Source organism: Actinoplanes sp. NPDC000266, assembly GCF_042899005.1.
Lineage (GTDB): Bacteria > Actinomycetota > Actinomycetes > Mycobacteriales > Micromonosporaceae > Actinoplanes.
Genome location: NZ_JBIAZI010000003.1, coordinates 860,831 through 879,311, shown reverse-complemented (window position 1 = coordinate 879,311; position 18,481 = coordinate 860,831). Strand labels below are relative to the sequence as shown.

Here is an 18,481-nt window from a genome sequence, read left to right as displayed (position 1 = left end):
CTGAGAGCAACCTGAGGACCTCAGGGTTATCTCGGGGTAACGCCCGGAGGCTCCGGGACGCCCCGGACGGCAGGCTGAATTCGTGCTCACCGATCTCGCGAACGCCGCCACCGCCTTCGTCGACTGGCTGTCCACACTCGACCAGTGGACGGTTCTGCTCTTCACGTTCCTGTCCTCCGGTGTCGAGATGACGTTCCTGGCCGGGCTGCTCGTGCCGGGCGAGTCGGTGGTCATGCTGGCCGGTTCGCTTCCGCAGGGGCCCGCCGGCTTCGCCGCCGTGCTCGTCGTGGGCACGCTCGGTGCTCTGGCCGGGCAGTCCCTGGGGTACGCGGTGGGCCGCGTCTTCGGTCCACGGCTGCGGGCCACCCGCCTCGGGCGGCGGATCGGCGCCGAGCGGTTCGACCGGGCCGAGGCCTACCTGCGCGACAAGGGCGCCCCGGCACTGGTGGCGGTGCGGTTCGTGGCCGTCATCCACGCCGTCGTGCCGATCGTGGCCGGGGTCGTGGGCATGCCGTTCCGGCGCTTCCTGCTCTGGTCGGCCATCGGGACCACGATGTGGGTGGGCGCGTTCGCGGGGGTGGGCGCGCTCACCGCCGGCGCCGACGCGACCGGCGGGCTGGGCCTGGTGCTGACCGCGGTCGGCGCGACCTGCCTCGGCGTGGTCCCGTTCGCCGGGCGGCTGGTGCGCCGCGTCTCAGCCGGCTACTACCAGCGCCTGCGGGGCGGCCTGCTTCATGCGGGTCCGCAGCCAGGCCAGCTGGACCGCCGTCTCACCCTCGCTGTCGCTCACGACGCCGAGCAGTTCCCGGTCCCGGGCCCCGTACGCGGCCTGGCCGATCACCGTCCAGCAGATGTCGCACTCGGACGCCATCAGATAGAGGTCCTGCAGGTCGCGTAGGAGCCCGATGCCGCCCTCGCGGGTGCCGGTGAACAGCGTCGAGTGCAGGCGGTCCGGCTCTCGGGGCGCCTCCTCGGCGTACCTCTCGGCAAATGGCCGCAACCGGTCCGCCTGGGTCTCGCAGATCGTGGCCTGCCGGGCGCACAGGTGCTCGATGTCCGGCTCGTCGCGGTGCGCGGCGGCGACCTCCCGGAAGGCGCTCGCCAGGTTGACCTGCGAGCGGTGCAGCAGCCCCAGATAGTGCGCGAGATGCATGGCGGTCAGCCCCTCGGCTCGACGCGGACGGCCGCCATCTTGAACAGCGGCTGTTTGGAGACGGGATCCCACGCGGTCATCGTGAGCTCGTTGGCCGCCTGGGGACCGTAGTGGAAAGGAACGAAGACCGTTCCCGGCCGTACGCCTGTGAGCCGCACCGGCACCACGATCGCACCACGGGGTGACGTGACGGCGACCTGGTCGCCCTCGGCCACGCCCAGCCGCGCGGCGTCGTCGGGATGCAGCCCGACCCACGGGTCGGGGGCGGCCGCGTTGAGCTCGGGGGCGCGGGCGGTCTTGGTCCGCGTGTGGAAGTGGTAGACGGTCCGCCCGGTAGTCAGGGCCAGCGGATAGTCGTCGCCGGGCGTCTCGGGGGAGGGCTGATGGTCCACGGCGTGCAGGAAGGCCCGGTTTCCGGGCTGCTTGGCCTTGTAGTCGCCGGCGGTGAACTCGGCCCCCGTGTTCAGGTCATGGCCGTACGTCTCGCAGTAGTCCGGATCAGTGTTGAAGACACCGTCGGTGTAGAGCCGTTCCGTGCCCACCGGCCACTGGATGCCGCCCGCCCGCAACGCCTCGTAGGTGATGCCGGTGTAGTCGCACGGCCGCCCCGCCGAGCACTTCTTCCACGCCTCGAAGACCTCCTCCGGCGACGTCCAGGGGACAAGCGGGCGGCCGTCGCGGTCGCGGAAGTCCATGCGGCGGGCGTAGTCGAGAAAGATGTCGAGGTCGGAACGGGCCTCGCCGGGCGGGTCGACGGCCTTCTCCGACAGGTGCACGGTCCGGTCGGCGTTGGTGAAGACGCCGAGCTTCTCACCCCACGTCGCGGCGGGCAGGACGACATCGGCCAGCTCGGCCGTCTCGGTCAGGAACAGGTCCTGTACGACGACGAACAGCTCCGGCTTCGACAAGATGCGCCGGACGCGCGCGAGATCGGGCAGCGAGACGGCCGGGTTGGTGGCGCTGATCCAGAGCAGCTCGATCGACCCCTGCTCGGCGTACCGCCAGATCTGCATGGCGTGCGTCGGCGGCGACCAGTGCGGAATGGTCATCTCGTCGACGTTCCACAGCTCGGCCAGCTCGCGGATGTGCGCCGGGTTGTCCCAGTTGCGAAAGCCCGGCAGGTCGCCGTCGCCGCCGGCCTCGCGGGTGTTCTCGGCCGTCGGCTGCCCGTTCATCTGCAGCACCCCGCCGCCCGGCTTCCCGATCATCCCCCGGATCAGGTGCAGGTTGTTGACCCCGCAGGCGGCCGCGGTGGCCTGGTTCGACTGGTAGAAGCCTTGCAACACCGTGGAAAGCAGCCTTTCCGAGGTGCCCAGCAGTTCGGCTGCGGCTTCCACATCTCTTGTGGTTACGCCGGATATCTCGGACACGCGACTCAGCGTGTAGGCCTCGACGGTCTTCGCAAGCTCCTCGAAACCGATCGTGCGATCCCGGGTGTACGTGGTGTCGTACCACCCTTGGTGAATGATGTGCCGAATCAACCCGTTGACCAGGGCGACATTGGTGCCGGGCCGCACCGCCAGATGAATGTCGGCCTCTTGGGCGACCGGGGTCCGGCGAGGGTCGACGGCCAGCATCCGCGGCGGATTCGGCCCGCGCCGCCGGTCGAGCATCCGCATCCACAACACGGTCTGCGTCTCGGCCACGTTGTGCCCCCACAGGGCGATGGCGTCGCAGTGGTCCACATCGCCGTAGGAGCCCGGCTGCCCGTCCGTGCCGAAGCTGGCCTTGAGCGCGGCGGCCGCGGTGGCCGTGCACAGCCGGGTATTGCCATCCATGTGGGGCGTGCCCAGACCGGCCTTGCCGATGACCGCGAGCGCGTAGTACTCCTCGAGAAACAGCTGCCCGCTCGTGTAGAACCCGAACTTCCCCCACCCGCCCGGCCCACGGGCCAGCTCCCGCGACCGGGCGACGATCCGCCCCATGGCGGTCTCCCAGTCGGTCTCGACAAGCCGGCCCCCATCCCGCACGAGAGGCCGGGTGAGCCGGTCGGCGCTGTTGTTGGCCTGCCACCCGTACAGGTCCTTCGGGTCGAGCCGCCCCCGGTTGACCCGGTCCCCGGCCCGCCCCCGAACCCCCACGATCCGCCCACCGGCGACCGCGATGTCCATCGCATCCCCGTTCGAGTGCAGAATCGAGGCCGACGGCACCCACCGCTCCACACCACCCTCGGTGACGTGCTCATCGATCCGAACGGGCCACGCGTGCCCCCGCCCGTAGGGCGTCCGCACACCCCATGGATCCGAGATCCGATCATCCATGACCCGCCGGATACCCCTGCCCGTCCGCCTTAGTCGTAACCTTCCGTAATGACCGGCTGAGCCCTCACCGGCTACGACATGGCCTGGCAGTGCGACAAGATGTGGGCGGCCGCCTTCGATCGTCCCGGGCGGCCCATCGTGCGAGAGGGGCCGGTCTACGTCGCCGGGGTGGAGGCGGCGTCCAGCAGCTCCAGCAAGTGGCGGTACGGGTGGCCGGTGGCCCGGGTGAGGCCGATCTCGCATGTGCGGTTGACCGACGCGTGTGCGGCATGGTCGCCGGCCGTCACCGCCCTCGCCTCGGCCTCGGTGGCGGAGGCGGTCAGCTCCGGGTGCAGCATCCCCCGGTCGCCGGCGAAAGCGCAGCACTGCCAGCCGTCGGGCACGTCGACGCGGTCGGCGATGGCCGTGGCGATCCGGGTGATGGGGCCGTCCAGGCCCAGCCGAACGGATGAGCAGGTCGGATGCAGGGCGAGCGACGGCAGCGTCCGCACGATGGTCAGCCGTGGCAGGATCTTGTCGGCGACGAAGGCGACCGCGTCGATGACCGGTGCCTCGCCGAGGAGGCGGTGCAGGCCCTCGGTGCAGGAGGCCGCGTCCACGACGATCGGGATCTTCGTGCCATCGAGGGCCGCCCGGACGCGGTCGCGCATCAGCTCGTAGCCGTCGGTCAGGCCCTTGGAGGACCACGGTGTGCCGCAGCAGAGGTTGCCGATGCCCTCGGGGATGTGCAGGCGGGCGCCGGCCCGCTCGGCCAGCGCGGTCACGGCGGCCACGACGCCGGGGCCGCCCGGGGCCGGCGCGAACATGGTGTTCAGGCAGGACGGCAGGTAGACGGCGTCGGCGCCGGCGGTGGGTTTCGCCCTTCGGCGGGCGCCTCCGCGGGGCAGGTCGCGGCTCCACGTGGGGATGCTTGCGACGGCGCGGGTGGCCTTTTCCGGTAGGACGGCCGGGAGGGCGGCGGCGGTGTCGAGCGCGAGGTTCATGGCCCGGGTTGTGGCGTCCCAGTGGCGGGCGGCGGTGCTCCAGGCCTTCTGGGTCGTGGGGCCGTTGCTCTGGGCTCGGAGGCGTTTGGTGAGGTCGCCGGTGTTGATCAGGACTGGGCAGGCGGTGGCGCACATGCCGTCGACGGCGCAGGTGTCGACGGCGTCGTAGCGGTACTCGGCCTCGAGTTGGCGGGCGAGGGCGGTGCGGCCGTCGGCGTGGGCGGCGGCGATCTCGCGGCGCAGGACGATGCGCTGGCGGGGTGTGGTGGTCAGGTCGCGGCTGGGGCAGACCGGCTCGCAGTAGCCGCACTCGACGCAGCGGTCCACCTCCGGTTCGACGGTGACGACCGGTTTGAGGTGGCGCAGGTGGGCCTCGGGGTCGTCGGTGAGCAGCACGCCGGGGTTGAGGGTGCCGGCCGGGTCGCAGAGCCGTTTGACCTCGCGCATCACTTCGTACAGTTCGTCGCCGAACTGGCGCCGCACGAACGGCGCCATGACCCGGCCGGTGCCGTGCTCGGCTTTGAGGGTGCCGCCGCGGGCCAGGACGGCCTCGACCATCTCCTCGGTGAAGTCGGCGTAGCGCTGGACCTGGTCGCCGGCGCCGAACCGTTCGTTGAGCATGAAGTGCAGGTTGCCGTCCTTGGCGTGGCCGAAGATGACGCTGCGCTCGTAGGCGTGCCGGGTGAACAGGACGTCGAGGTCGTCGCAGAGGCCGGCCAGGGCGGGCACGGGAACGGCGACGTCTTCGAGCAGGGCGACGCTGCCGCTGGGCCGGTTGCCGGCGACCGTGGCGTACAGACCCTTGCGGATGTGCCAGAGAGCGGCCCGGCCGGACGGATCGCGGCTGAGCCGGGCGCCGGGGAAGAGCCGGCGGGCCTGGTGCTCGCGCTCGTCGAGGGCGGCCGGGTCCGGCTCCTGCCATTCCACCAGCAGGGCGGCCTGGCGTTCGACGGTGAGGTGGCGCAGCGCCTCGTCGGCGCCGGGGTCCAGCTGGGCGACGCGCAGCGATTCCGCGTCGAGCAGCTCGACGGCGGCCGGGGCGGCGGCGACCAGGCCGGGCACGGCGTCCATGGCCTCGTGCAGGCTGGGGAACAGGACCAGCCCGGTGGTGGCGGCCGGATGCACGGGCACGGTGCGGAAGACGGCCTCGGCGACGAAACCGAGGGTTCCCTCGCTGCCGATGATCAGATGGGCCAGCAGCTCGGCCGGGCGGTCGTGGTCGAGGAAGCTGTTGAGGCCGTACCCCATGGTGTTCTTCATGGCGTACTGCTCGCCGATCCGGCGTACGGAATCGGCGTTGGCCCGCACCCGGTCGCGCAGCCGCGGCAGGCCCTCGGCGAGGTGCGGTTCGAGGGCACGCAGGCGTTCGCCGGCGTCGGGCGCGGCGGTGTCGACAATCGTGCCGCTGGGCAGCACGACGGTCATCGACTCCAGGGTGCGATAGGTGTTGGCGTGGGTGCCGCAGGTCATGCCGCTGGAGTTGTTGGCGATGATCCCGCCGATCGTGCACGCCGACTCGCTGGCCGGGTCGGGGCCGAGCTTGCGGCCGTACGGGGCGAGGCGCGCGTTGACCTGCCGCAGCACCGCGCCGGGCTGGACCCGCACGCGCTCGCCGTTGTCGAGGACCTCGATGGCGCGGAAGTGACGGCGTACGTCGGCCAGCAGTTGATCCGTGCCGGCCTGACCGCTGAGGCTGGTCCCGCCGGAGCGGAACGTCACGCCCAGACCGAGGCCGGCGGCCGCGCGGACGAGCGTGGCGACCTGATCGGCGTCGCGGGGAACGAGGACCGCCTGCGGGGTGAGCAGGTAGTGGGAGGCGTCGTGGGCCATGCCGAGCCGGTCGGTGACGCGGGCGCGGACGGCTCCCGGCACGGCTTTCTCGAGTGCGGCCAGCGGCGACGTCATATTCCGGATAGTAGACCGCTGTTCCGGCAGGAGGAAAGTTGCTAGTGTCGGCCGGGTGAGCAACCGAACTGCCGTCGTCACCGGCGGTTGCAGCGGCCTCGGCGCCGCCACCGCCACCCGTCTCGCCGCCGACGGGCTCGACGTCGTGACCCTCGACCTCGCCGACGGTGCCGATGTGCGCGTCGACGTCAGCGACACCGCCGCCGTGCGGGCGGCGGCCGAGCGGATCGGGCCGGTCGACATCCTGGTCAACTCGGCCGGCATCGTCGGGCCCAACGCCCCGCTGTGGGAGATCGACCGCGCGGCCTGGGACCGCACTTTCGCGGTCAACGTGCACGGCACGTTCAATACCTGCCACGCCTTCGTGCCCGGCATGCGCGAGCGCGGCTGGGGCCGGATCGTCAACATCGCCAGCATGGCCGGCAAGGACGGCAACCCGAACATGTCGCCCTACTCGGCCTCCAAGGCGGCGGTCATCGCGCTGACCAAGTCGCTCGGCAAGGAGTTGGCCACCACCGGCGTGCTGGCCAACGCGATCGCCCCGGCCGTCATCGAGACCCCGATGAACGCGAGCACCGGTCCGGACGCGCTGGCCCACATCACGAGCCTGATCCCGATGAAGCGGGTGGGCCGCCCGGAGGAGGTCGCCGAGCTGATCGCGTGGCTCGTCTCCGACAAGGTCACGTTCTCCACCGGCGCCGTCTACGACATCAGCGGCGGTCGCGCCACCTACTGAGGCAGCACCAGGAGCCGCATCCGAACCGCACCGAGAGTTCCCAGCGGCAGGGTGAACAGCCGCTCGTCGCCATTGAGAACGCGGCCCGGGACCCATACACCATCCCGGAAACGGCCTTCCTCGACGTAGTCGACCTCTACGGCCGCGCCGGGCCGGGTGAAGTCGAGCGTAAGGCTCTGCCCGGCTACGACGAAGGTGTCGCCGGCCTCGTGGATGATCAGAGCGAACGGGCGCGAGTCGCCCGGCCGCTCGGTGACCGCGCCGGGCTCGGTCTCGCTGGGCAGCGGCGCCGGTGCGGGCGGCGCCTCGAGGCCGGCGTCGAGCCGCATCCGGCCGAGCAGCGCCCCGGCGTCACGCGCGACGATGTCGAACCCGCCGAGCCGCAGCGTGGTCTCGGTGTCGCCGCCGTCGAGCAGGACACCGGCGATCCGGCCCTCGGCCTGGGCGGCGGTGATGACTCGCCGCATCGGCTGCAGGAGCGCGTAGGCGGCGGCGAGCTGGCTGTCGGGCCGGCCGTCGTCGATGCCGAAGACGGAGAAGCCGATCGCGTGATGGCGTCCCAGCGCCAGAAAGGCCGTGCCGGCCCGGAACTGGGCTTCCGGCACGAACAACGGGTTGTCCGGCCGGTGGTAGTCGGCCAGCACGGGCGCGACGTCCTCGACGTAGATGTCCGGGCCGAGCAGGTCCAGCGACGGCGCGGCCGCCTTCCAGACGTCGAGGACCGGCCGGGCCGGACCGCCGCTCGGGTACTGGCCGGGCTCGGTCATGCCCGGTTGCGGGCCGAGCCAGGCGTTGGCGAACATCGGCAGCGCCGTGACCGCCTTGCCGGCGATGGCGAGCGACTCGACGTAGGAGGCGAACGCCCACGCCATGAAGACCTCGTCAGCGCGAGCGTCGTTCCCGAAGACTGCGCCCCAGGAGCCGGCCGTGGGACGGCCCTGAGCGGACCAGAGATCGAGCAGTTCAGGTCGCAGCGTGTCGGTGTGTGCGACCAAGTGGTCGATCAGAGCGGCCGGAACCGGCTGCCGCCACGCGGCCTCGGCGGCGGGGGAGCGGTCCCGGCTGTCGCCGAGCACGCCGACCTCGTTCTCCACCTGGACCATGACGACGGTGTGCTGGGGGTCGGCGGCGGCCAGGTGGTTCATCAAGGCGGTGAACGCGCGGCGGTCCGCCTCGAGCAGGTTGCCGGAGAAGACGGAGAGCACCGGCTTGGGCGTGTCGCCCTCGTAGGTGAAGACCGCCCGGCTGCGGCTGCCGAGCTGGGCCCGGGGAAAGCGTTCCGGATCGGCGCGTACCCAGCGTGGCGCGTAGGTGGAGGCGGCGTTCTTGTACGCGCCGAACCAGATCAGCACCAGCCGCATGCCCCGGCGGCGGGCCTGCTCGATCTGGTCGTCGACCAGGGCGAAGTCGAAGCGGCCCTCGTCGGGCTCGGTCAGCTCCCAGCTGGCGCTGCCGATGACGGTGGCGACGTTCATGGCGGCCAGGCGGTCCCAGACCAGTGCCATGTAGGCCGAACTGCTGGGGCTGGAGTTGTGCAGCTGGCCGCCGAGCAGCAGCATCGGCTCGCCGCCGACGATCAGCTGTTTGCCGGTGGCAGTGGTTCTCAGGCGGGGGTGGGTCACGTCCGGTCCGTTCCGCTGTAGGTGAACGAGAGGATGCTGAGGCGGCCGCGGATCGCTGCGACGCCGAGGATGCGTCCGGTGAAGCCGCCGGCGACCTCGGTGGACAGGTACCGGCCGTCGAGCCGGCCGAGTTCCACGCCGTCGGCGCGAGCGACGATCTCGTCCGGTCCGGCCGGGACCATCTGAAGTTCGAGACGAACCTGGCCCGGGTCGAGGACGCGGGTTTCGCCGAGCGTCATGGTGAGGTCGCCGACCCGGGCGACCGCGCGGGCGTGGTCACCGTCGATCTCGATGTCGAGGCGGTGACGAGGGTCGATGCGTACGCCCAGGCCGCCGCAGCCGTGGCGGGCGTCGATGGTCGCGGTCACCCGGGCGGCGAGGTGCTGCTGCCGTCGTCCGGCGAAGGCGGGACCGTCGAGCTGCCATCGGTCCCCGACCCGGTGCAGCACCTCGGCGGGGAACCGGTGGGGTGCGACCCAGGAGGGCGGCAGCGTCTCACCGGCGAGCTCGTCGATCTCGACGGTGCCGGGTGCGGGCGGCTCGATCGGTGTGGTGAGCCGGGGCCAGCCGTCGTGCCACTCGATCTCGGACGCGAAGGTCTCGCGGCCGAGCACGTGCCACTGCGGTGAGCCACCGCGGGCCCGGACGCCGTGGTAGAGCATGGCCCAGGTGCCGTCCGGCCGCTGGATCAGGTCGGCGTGGCCGGTGTTCTGCACCGGCCGGTCGGTGCCGCGGGCGGTCAGCAGCGGGTTGTGCGGGCACGGCTCGAACGGCCCGGACGGCGAGGGGCCGCGGGCGATGGTGACCGCGTGGCCGCGTTCGGTGCCGCCCTCGGCGATCAGCAGATACCAGTAGCCGCCGACGTGGTAGAGGTGCGGTCCTTCCGGGAACATGCCGCCGGTGCCGCTCCACAGGTGACGCCGGCCGGAGAGCAGCTCGCCGGTCAGCGGATCGATGACGTACTGGGCGATGCCCGCCGGCCCCTCGGAGAGGGTCAGGTAGCAGACGCCGTCGTCGTCCCAGGCCAGCTCGGGGTCGATGCTCTCAGCCGGCAACCGGATCGGGTCGGACCACTCACCGGCCGGGTCGGTGGCCCAGGACAGCAGCTGGCCGCGGCCGTCCGACCAGTTGGTGGTGATCAGCCAGAACCGGCCGTCGTGAAACCGCAGGCTCGGGGCGAAGATGCCACCGGAGGGCCCGGCCGCCGACACGTCGAGCTGCGACGGGCGGCTCAGAGCGTTGCCGGTCTGCTCCCACGTCAGCAGGTCGGTCGAGCGGAACAGTGGCACTCCGGGCGCGTACTCGAAGCTGGAACAGGCCAGCCAGTACGTGTCGCCGGCCCGGCAGACGCTGGGATCGGGGTGGAAACCGGGTAGCACGGGCCGGGTCGCAAGGCTGTCAGTCCTCGACGGTGACGATGACATCCCACGCTCCGAGCTCGATGGTTTCTCCGCGGCGGGTCTTCTCGTTCGTGACCACGTTCTCGAGGTCGACCGGCGCTGGGAGGGTCTGCGGCTGCCAGTCCCAGTTGTGGATCACGTGCAGCCGGCGGCCGTCGCGGTTGATGGCGCTGCTGACCGTGACCGAGGGCGGCAGCGCGGTCCAGGTGCCGGGTTCCGGGCGGGCCCAGGCGAACAGCGCGCGGGCGAGGTCGGCGCCGGGCACGGTGCCGACGTAGGTGATGCGTCCTTCGCCGTGCTGATGCGTGGTGACGGCCGCCCAGCGGCCGAAGTGCGGGTGGTCGTAGCCGGCGAGGATCTGCGCGTCGCCGGCCTCCAGGCTCTCGACCCAGGCGGTGGCCGTGCAGTCGTCGTCGAGCCGGAGCGGGCTCTCCGCCGGGCTGAGCACCTGGAGGTCGCCGCTGAGGTTGCTGACCTCGCTGTAGCGCACCCCGGCCGGGCCGGACAGGCCTGGAGGGGCGGTCTGCGGGCGGGCCCGGCCCTCCAGATCGCAGTAACCGGTGCGCGGGCCGAGAACGAGGTGCCCGCCGGCGGCGGCGTAGGCGGTGAGCCAGTCCAGCAGATCCTGGCCGGCGACCTGGCAACCGGCGACCACGAGGAGCGGGTGCTCGGCCGCGAATTCCTGGGCGGTGCTGTCGAGCGCTTGCTGGACGTGCACGATGCGGGCCTGGAGGCCCGCGTCGAAGGCTCCCTTGTAGAAGGCGTCGAAGATCTGGTGATAGGCGCGCCTGAGCGGGTTGCCGTCGGCGTCCGACAGCGGTGGTTGCCGGTCCATCAACCACTTGCTCGGCGTCGAGTACAACAAGACCACGTCATTGTCGGGTTCGAGGCCCGTGACAAGGTCGCCGGCGGCGGCGAGCTCGGCGCCCAGCCGCGCGATCTCGTGGTACGCCCGACCGGGTTGCCCGTCGTGGGGCAGGACGCCGCCCCAATAGGTCTCGGCGCCGAAATGCAGGGTGTTCCACTGCCAGTACTCGATCATCTGGGCGCCCCGGGCCACCATGGCCCACGCGGCCTGGCGCAGCTGGCCGTCGTAGCCGGGCTTGTTGATCCACGGATCGTCGATGATGGCGGCGTTGGTCTCGGTCACCAGGAACGGGGCCTGCTTCGAGGCGTACATGCGGTCGGCGGTCATGCGCAGGGCCCAGGCACCGGAGGAACGCCACTTCTGTACGGCCCGCCGCTGCTGCGGCAGCCGCAGGGCGTCCTGCATCTCGTAGTAGACGTTGCCGGCGGTGACGTCGAGGGCCCCGGACACCAGCTGGTCGTCCATGGCGGGCAGCTCGTAGGCGATGCACGTGGTGACGAACTGATCCGGTCCGGCGTAGCCGCGCACGATGCCGGCCTGCCAGGCGATGAACTCGCTGGTCAGCTCGCCCTGGAACAGGCGCCAGGCGAGGTCGTACTGCGGTTGCGCGTTGCCGTCGGGCCGCCACAGGTCGGACCAGTCGGAGAGCCGGTGCGACCAGTAGACCAGCCCCCACGCGTCGTTGAGCGCCTCGACGCTGCCGTAGCGGCGGCGCAGGTGCTCGACGAAACGCTGGAAGACGTCGTGGTTGTGCAGCAGGTGAAAGCCGGGCTCGTTGTCGACCTGGAATCCGATGACCGCCGGATGATCGGCGTAGCGTTCGAGGATGGCGCGGATGACCCGTTCGGCGTGGAAGCGGAACGCGGCGTGGGTGAAGTCGACCTCCTGCCGGGCGCCCCAGCCGACCCGCTGCCCGGTCGCGGTCTCACCGGCGATCTCGGGGTAGCGGCGGGCGAGCCACGGCGGTACCGCGTAGGTGGGCATGCCGAGAATGACGGCGATGCCGTGCCGGTGCGCCCGGTCGAGGACCGGCTGCATCCAGTCGAGCTCGAACCGGCCGTCCTCGGGTTCCCAGGTCGACCACACGGACTCGCCGACGCGGATGACGGTGAACCCGGCCGCGGCCATCAGCGGGAAGTCGTGCGGGCTGTCCTGATATTCGGCGTAGTAGGCCGCCCCGAACAGGACACGGTCCGGGATGTGCATGTGGAGCTCCTAGAGAGGCGGCGGTGCGGTGGACTCGCGGACGGCCAGCACCGGCTCGACGTGACTGAGCCGGCGCTCGGTGTGCGCCGGCGAGGTGATCTCCTGGATGAGCATGGCGACGCCCTCCTCGGAGACGGCGTCGAAGTCCTGGACGATGGTGGTGAGCGCCGGGTTGAGGAAGCGGGCGGACGGGATGTCGTCCATGCCGACCACGCTCACGTCCCCGGGCACGCGCCGGCCGGCGTCGTGCAGGGCCCGGATGACGCCGATGGCCATCTCGTCGTTGGCCACGAAGACGGCGGTCATGGCCGGGTCGGCGGCGAGCCGCCGGCCGGCGGCGTAACCGCCGGCCGAGGTCCAGTCACCCTCGATCGGCTCGGCCACGTCGAGGCCGGCGTCGGTCAGCGCGGTGCGCCAGCCGTGGACACGGTCGCGGGAGGCCCACCAGCGCTCCGGGCCCGAGACGTGCCGGATCTGGGTGTGGCCGAGGTCGATGAGGTGCTTGGTGGCCAGGTAGCCGTTGCGGTCGGCATCCTCGGCCGAGCGGATGCGCCGGGGCGCGACCAGGGTGGGGTAGCGGCCGATGGTCAGCACCGGGACGTCGACGGTGATGGTGACGGGACCCTCGTCGACGTCGCCGGTCAGGACTATGCCGTCGACACCCTGCTCCATCAGCCAGCCGATCGACTCGGCGATGCCGTGCTCGTGGTGGGCGACGCTGGTCGCATAGCCGAAACTGCGCGCGGCCTGCTCGACCGCGGCCACCATGCCGGCCGGGCCGTAGAGCTTCTTGGCGCCGAGCGAGACGACACCGAGGCGGTTGCTGCGGCCGGAGAGCAGGCTGCGGGCGGCGGCGTTCGGCCGATAGTTCAACTGTTGCGCGGCGCGCATGACCCGCTCCCGCAACTCGGGCCGCACGTGAGGCTCGCCGTTCATGACCCGCGAAACGGTTTTCTGCGAGACGCCGGCCAGGCGTGCCACGTCCGTACTCGCCGCTCGAGGTGATGTCACGGCTGATCCTCTCTCTGTGCCCTGATCCGTCGATGAACGGTGCCAGACGCCACCGTCCCGGCTCAAGTGTGGTCGAGACTACGTAGTCAAAACTCGTCATTCAAGTCCGCGATGACCCTTGACTTTGTGACAGAGACCGTACGACAGTGTGTCCTGACTACGTCGTCAACGCAGACGTTTCGCGATGCCGCGAGCGGCGCGCTTGCTGACAGGCCCCGATGACTGCGTAGTCAAATCTGCTACTCGGAGGAGCGTGCAGTCATGATCAATATCAATCGTCGCGGATTTCTTTCCCTCGGTGCTGCCGCCTCGGCCGGAGCCCTGCTGGCGGCCTGCGGTGGCAACGACGGCTCGTCCGGCTCGGCGACGCCGAAGTCGTCGGCCGACATCGCCGCCGCATTGAGCAAGCCGACCACCCTGACCTTCTGGACCTGGCTGACCGGGATCGAGGAGGAGGTGAAGCTCTTCGAGGCCAAGTACCCCAACATCAAGGTCAACGTCGTCAACGCCGGTCAGGGCAACGACCAGTACACGAAACTGCGCAGCGCGCTGAAGGCCGGCAACGGTGCACCCGACGTGGTGCAGATCGGCCTGGACACCGTCGGCAGCTTCTCCATCACCGGTGACCTGCTCGACCTCGGCCCCTACGGCGCGGCCGAGGTGAAGAACGACTTCGTCGAGTGGACCTGGAAGCAGGTGTCCGACGGCGACAAGGTCTACGCCATCCCGCAGGACACCGGCCCCATGGGCATGCTCTACCGCAAGGACATCTTCGACCAGTACGGCCTCAAGGTGCCGACGACCTGGGAAGAGTTCGCCGAACAGGGCAGGAAGCTGCACGCGGCCAACCCGAAGATCGCGATGATGAACCTGCCCAACAACGACGCGCCGAACATCTTCGGGTACGCCTGGCAGGCCGGCGCCCGGCCGTTCCAGGTCGACGGCTCGAACGTGACCATCGCGGTCAACTCGCCCGAGATGAAGAAGCTCGCCGACTACTGGACGCCGCTGGTGCAGCAGGGCGTCTTCTCGGCCGATCCCGACTTCAACAACGACTGGTACGCCGGGCTCAGCAACGGCTCGTACGCCACCTGGGTCACCGCGGCCTGGGCGCCGCAGTTCCTTCAGGGCTCGGCGGCCAAGACCGCCGGCAAGTGGCGGGTCGCGCCCATGCCCCAGTGGGGCACCGGCGCGGCGGTCTCCGGTAACTGGGGCGGCTCGACCTCGGCCGTACCCCAGCAGACCAAGAACCCCGAGGCGGCGGCCGCCCTGGCGATCTTCCTCAACCACGACCCGCAGTCGTCGCTGCTGCTGACCCAGAAGCAGTCGCTGTTCCCGCCGCTGAAGGCCACCCTGGCCGACCCGAAGTTCACCGGCGGCAAGAACGACTTCTTCGGCGGCCAGAAGGTCAACGAGGAGTTCGCCACGTACGCCGGCACGGTCAGCAACGACTTCCAGTTCCCGCCGTTCAACGACTACGTCATCAGCTCGTTCGACCCCAGCGTCGGCACCGCCCTGAGCAAGAAGGCCCCGCTGTCGTCCGCGCTCGACGAGTGGCAGAGCACCCTGGTGTCGTACGCGGGCAAGCAGGGCTTCAAGGTCAATGGGTGAGTCATGACCGTGGCCACCCCAGCGCGACGCGGACGAGCCGGGCTGTTCTTCGTCGCGCCGTTCATGATCGTGTTCATCGCGATGTTCGTGGTCCCGCTGGCGTACGCGGGCTACCTGAGCACCTTCCGTAGTCAGATCGTCGGCGGGACCGTCTTCGTCGGCCTCGACAACTACATCGACGCCTTCAAGGATCCGCACCTGCACGCCGGCCTGGCCCGGATCGTGAAGTTCTTCTTCCTCCAGGTGCCGCTGTCGATCGTGCTGGCCACCGCCTTCGCATTGCTGATCGACTCCGGCCGGGTCTGGGCGCCGAAGGTGTTCCGGCTCGGCTACTTCATTCCGTACGCGGTGCCGGCCGTCGTCGCCAGCCTTCTGTGGGGCTACATGTACGGCCGCAACTTCGGCGCCGTCACCCAGGTGGCCGGTCATCTGGGCCTGCCGAACCCGGACTTCTTGTCGGCCGGCAATCTCCTGGGATCGATCGCCAACGTCGTCACCTGGGAGTTCACCGGCTACAACATGATCATCCTGTACGCGGCGCTCCAGGCCATCCCCGGTGATCTGTACGAGGCCGCGTCGCTGGACGGGGCGGGGCCGGTGCGCACCGCGCTGCGTATCAAGCTGCCACTGCTGAAACCCGCTCTCGGCGTGATCCTGCTGTTCTCGATCATCGGCGCGTTCCAGCTGTTCAACGAACCCCAGGTGCTCAGCCCGTCGGCCGGCGCCGCCATCACCCCCGACTGGACCCCCAACCTGTACGTCTACAACCTGGCCTTCAGCGACCAGCAGCTCAACTACGCCGCCGCTGTCTCCTTCTTCCTCGGCCTGGTCATCCTGCTCGCCACCTACCTGGTCTTCGGCCTGGGCAAGCTCCGGAGGTCACGATGACCACGACCGAACTGGCCCCTGCACCGGCTCGTCAGGCGGCCCTCGCCGCGGGCCCGCGGCGAGGCAAGCGCAAGTCGGTTCTGGCCACGGCGTTCCTGCTCGCGTTTCTCTGCTACTTCCTCGTGCCGTTCTTCTGGCTGATCGTCTCGGCCACCAAGACCAACGGCGACCTGTTCAGCTCGTTCGGTTTCTGGTTCTCCGACGACTTCAACCTGTTCGAGAACATCAAGGGCGTCTTCACGTACTCCGACGGCGTCTTCTGGAACTGGCTGGGCAACTCGGCCTGGTACTCCATCGTCGGCGCCCTGGGCGCGGCGCTGCTGGCCACGGCGGCCGGATACGGCTTCTCCAAGTTCGACTTCGCGGGCCGGGGCGCCATGTTCGGCCTCATCCTCGGCGCGATCGCGGTGCCCACGACGGCGCTCGCCATCCCGACCTATCTGGTCTTCAGCCAGATCGGGCTCACCGACACCCCCTGGGCGGTGATCCTGCCGTCGCTGGTCAACCCGATCGGCATCTACCTCATGCGGGCCTACGTCTCCGACTCCGTGCCCGACGAGATCATGGAGGCCGGCCGCATCGACGGCGCCGGCGAAGCGAAGATCTTCTTCCGGCTGGCCCTGCCCATGACCGTGCCGGGCTTCGTCACCGTCTTCCTGTTCTCCCTGGTCTCCACCTGGAACAACTACTTCCTGCCCCTGGTCATGCTCAACAACCCCAAGTACTTCCCGGTCACCGTGGGCCTGGCCCAGATGAACGCCACCGCCAACGCCGGCGGCGGCTCCCAGGCGCTGTTCTCCGTCGTCATCACCGGCGCCCTCATCTCGATCATCCCGCTCGTCATCGCGTTCCTGTTCCTCCAACGGTTCTGGCAGTCCGGCCTGTCGGCCGGCGCCGTGAAGTGAGAAAGGGAAACCGCAATGCTGAAGAGATACCGCTGGGGAGCCGCCGTCGCCGGCTTACTGGCCTCCCTGACCGCCGTCCCCGCCGCCGCTCAAGCCGCCCCCACACGACCCGCGACCATCCCCGCCCTTCAGCAATGGACACCCGCAAGCGGAGCCTTCCGCCTCAGCGCCGCACCCCGCATCCTCCTACGTCCTCAGGACGCGCCGCGGTTGCGCTCTGATGCTGCCGTCTTCGCGGCGGATCTGAGGTCGTTGACCGGCCGGACCGCACACGTCGTCGTGACCAATGCCCGGGCTCGTGGCGGCGACATCGCCCTTCAACTCGGCGCGACCAGCCTCGGTCAGGAGGGCTACACCCTCACCATTGGCTCGTCGGTGTCCATCAGGGCGAAGGCCTCTGCCGGAGCCTTCTACGGAACCCGCACCGTGTTGCAGTTGCTGAAGCAGAACACCACGATCCCGGCCGGTCATGCGCTCGACCAGCCTCGGTACCCCGAACGCGGCCTCATGATGGACATCGGCCGCAAGCCGTACTCGTACGACTGGCTGGCCGACCGGGTACGGGACATGGCCTATCTGAAGCTGAACTACCTGCATCTGCACTTCTCCGACGACGAGGGCTGGCGCATCGAGAGCAAGCAGGGCCTGCAGTCGGAGACCTTCCTGACCAAGAAGCAGGTCCGCGACCTGGTGCAGTTGGCCGCCCGCTATCACGTCACCGTGGTCCCGGAGATCGACATGCCGGGTCACATGGGCGCCGCGCTCGCCAAACACCCCGAGTTCCAGCTCAAGGACGCGAACGGGGTGGCCCGGCCCACCAAGCTCGACTACTCGATCCCGGCCGCCCGCAAGTTCCTGCGTGACCTGGTCACCGAATACCTCCCGCTGTTCCCCGGCCCGTACTGGCACATGGGCGCCGACGAGTTCCTCGGCGAGGACGAGTTCGCGAACTACCCGCAGCTCGAGCAGTACGCCAAGCAGACCTACGGACCGTCCGCCACCGCCATCGACGGCATCCACGGCCTGATCAACGACATGAACAAGCTCGTCCGGGCCCACGGCAAGACGTTGCGGGTCTGGAACGACACCCTGATCCCCGGCACCACCGTCGCGGTCGACAAGAACGTCATCGTCGAGTGGTGGACGGACACCAACACCCCCATTCCGTCGACGAACCCGAAAACCCCGCAGCAGCTGCTGGACGAGGGCTACACCATCCAGAACTCCAGCTTCCTGCCGACCTACGACTACGCCGAGAACGGGTTCCCGCTGCCGCCGGCCATCACGAACATGTACGAGGAGTGGACCGTCAACCGCTTCCACGGCTTCATCTACTTCGACGGCTCCGGCACCGGCTCGCCGTGGTACGACGTCGCCGCGAGCGAACCGCGACTGCGCGGATCCGCCGTGCATTTCTGGAGCAATCCAGCGGTCTGGACCCAGGACGAGGTGGCCGCCTCGATCTACCCGAGACTGCGGGTCATGGCCCAGAAGACCTGGGAATCGCCCCCGCTGACCACGACCTACGCGGACTTCGAGCCGATCGTGGCCGCCGTCGGCTCCGCTCCCGGCGTTTCATAGCGGTCGCGCGGGAACGCGCGGGGCCTGCTCTTACAGCTCCGTCGCGGCGGCTCCGTGCATCGCGCTCTGATGGGCGAGGTCATCGGCGGCCTCGCGGTGGACAACGGCCGGTCCGGCGTCATCATCCACGGCGCCGTCCGCGATGTCGCCGAACTGCGCGAGCTGCCGATCGGCATCAAGGCCGTGGGCTCCAACCCGCGCAAGAGCACGAAGACCGGCGCGGGCGAACGCGATGTACTCGTCACCTTCGGCGGATGCGACTTGCCGCCCGGCGCTCAGGTGGTCGCCGACGACGACGGAATCGATGTCCTGCCCTCGCAAGCCAGCTGAGCGGGCCGCAAGTACCAGGTC

At 70.0% G+C, this 18,481-nt stretch carries 13 protein-coding genes; 7 read left to right on the top strand and 6 right to left on the bottom strand.

What is annotated here, in order from left to right:
- Positions 1-82 precede the first annotated feature (82 nt).
- Positions 83-898 carry a DedA family protein gene (locus ACFY36_RS15505; protein WP_499746615.1) on the top strand — a complete coding sequence of 272 codons (816 nt, stop codon included), beginning with the start codon at positions 83-85 and terminating at the stop codon, positions 896-898.
- A 260-nt stretch (positions 899-1,158) separates the two neighbouring features.
- Here the strand turns inward: ACFY36_RS15505 and ACFY36_RS15500 are convergent, their stop codons facing one another.
- A complete protein-coding gene (locus ACFY36_RS15500) occupies positions 1,159-3,414 on the bottom strand; it encodes a molybdopterin oxidoreductase family protein (RefSeq protein WP_499746614.1) in 2,256 nt (751 codons plus the stop codon).
- Between the two features lie 155 nt (positions 3,415-3,569).
- Positions 3,570-6,302, bottom strand: a complete 2,733-nt coding sequence (locus tag ACFY36_RS15495) for an FAD-binding and (Fe-S)-binding domain-containing protein (RefSeq protein WP_499746613.1) — start codon at positions 6,300-6,302, stop codon at positions 3,570-3,572.
- Positions 6,303-6,357: 55 nt separating this feature from the next.
- Between ACFY36_RS15495 and ACFY36_RS15490 the strand changes: the two genes are divergently transcribed.
- Positions 6,358-7,038 (top strand): SDR family oxidoreductase, encoded by a 681-nt coding sequence (locus ACFY36_RS15490; protein ID WP_499746612.1) that lies wholly within the window; start codon positions 6,358-6,360, stop codon positions 7,036-7,038.
- Here the strand turns inward: ACFY36_RS15490 and ACFY36_RS15485 are convergent.
- Genes ACFY36_RS15485 through ACFY36_RS15470 form a run of 4 tightly spaced genes read right to left on the bottom strand, consistent with a single transcriptional unit; the run spans position 7,032 to position 13,145 of the window.
- Positions 7,032-8,660: a GH35 family beta-galactosidase gene (locus tag ACFY36_RS15485; protein ID WP_499746611.1), complete on the bottom strand. Its 1,629-nt coding sequence runs from the start codon at positions 8,658-8,660 to the stop codon at positions 7,032-7,034. The two genes, ACFY36_RS15490 and ACFY36_RS15485, sit on opposite strands and share 7 nt — an antisense overlap.
- Positions 8,657-10,039 (bottom strand): glycoside hydrolase family 43 protein, encoded by a 1,383-nt coding sequence (locus ACFY36_RS15480; RefSeq protein WP_499746610.1) that lies wholly within the window; start codon positions 10,037-10,039, stop codon positions 8,657-8,659. The genes ACFY36_RS15485 and ACFY36_RS15480 overlap by 4 nt, the downstream gene beginning before the upstream one ends.
- Positions 10,040-10,058: 19 nt before the next feature.
- Positions 10,059-12,134 carry a beta-galactosidase gene (locus ACFY36_RS15475; protein ID WP_499746609.1) on the bottom strand — a complete coding sequence of 692 codons (2,076 nt, stop codon included), beginning with the start codon at positions 12,132-12,134 and terminating at the stop codon, positions 10,059-10,061.
- A gap of 9 nt (positions 12,135-12,143) precedes the next feature.
- Entirely contained in the window at positions 12,144-13,145 is a 1,002-nt protein-coding gene (locus tag ACFY36_RS15470; RefSeq protein ID WP_499746608.1) for a LacI family DNA-binding transcriptional regulator, read from the bottom strand.
- A gap of 261 nt (positions 13,146-13,406) precedes the next feature.
- Between ACFY36_RS15470 and ACFY36_RS15465 the strand changes: the two genes are divergently transcribed.
- From ACFY36_RS15465 to ACFY36_RS15445, 5 genes are read left to right on the top strand one after another with little or no spacing between them, the layout of a single operon-like run.
- Positions 13,407-14,756 (top strand): ABC transporter substrate-binding protein, encoded by a 1,350-nt coding sequence (locus tag ACFY36_RS15465; protein ID WP_499746607.1) that lies wholly within the window; start codon positions 13,407-13,409, stop codon positions 14,754-14,756.
- Positions 14,757-14,759: 3 nt separating this feature from the next.
- The gene (locus ACFY36_RS15460) at positions 14,760-15,644 is read left to right on the top strand and encodes a carbohydrate ABC transporter permease (RefSeq protein ID WP_499746606.1); all 885 of its coding nucleotides are present in this window, start codon (positions 14,760-14,762) and stop codon (positions 15,642-15,644) included.
- On the top strand, positions 15,641-16,549 hold the full coding sequence (locus ACFY36_RS15455) for a carbohydrate ABC transporter permease (protein ID WP_499746605.1): 909 nt from the start codon (positions 15,641-15,643) through the stop codon (positions 16,547-16,549). The genes ACFY36_RS15460 and ACFY36_RS15455 overlap by 4 nt, the downstream gene beginning before the upstream one ends.
- Positions 16,550-16,564: 15 nt before the next feature.
- Positions 16,565-18,130: a family 20 glycosylhydrolase gene (locus ACFY36_RS15450; protein WP_499746604.1), complete on the top strand. Its 1,566-nt coding sequence runs from the start codon at positions 16,565-16,567 to the stop codon at positions 18,128-18,130.
- 54 nt (positions 18,131-18,184) lie between these two features.
- Entirely contained in the window at positions 18,185-18,460 is a 276-nt protein-coding gene (locus ACFY36_RS15445; RefSeq protein ID WP_499746603.1) for an RraA family protein, read from the top strand.
- The last annotated feature ends 21 nt before the right edge of the window (positions 18,461-18,481 follow it).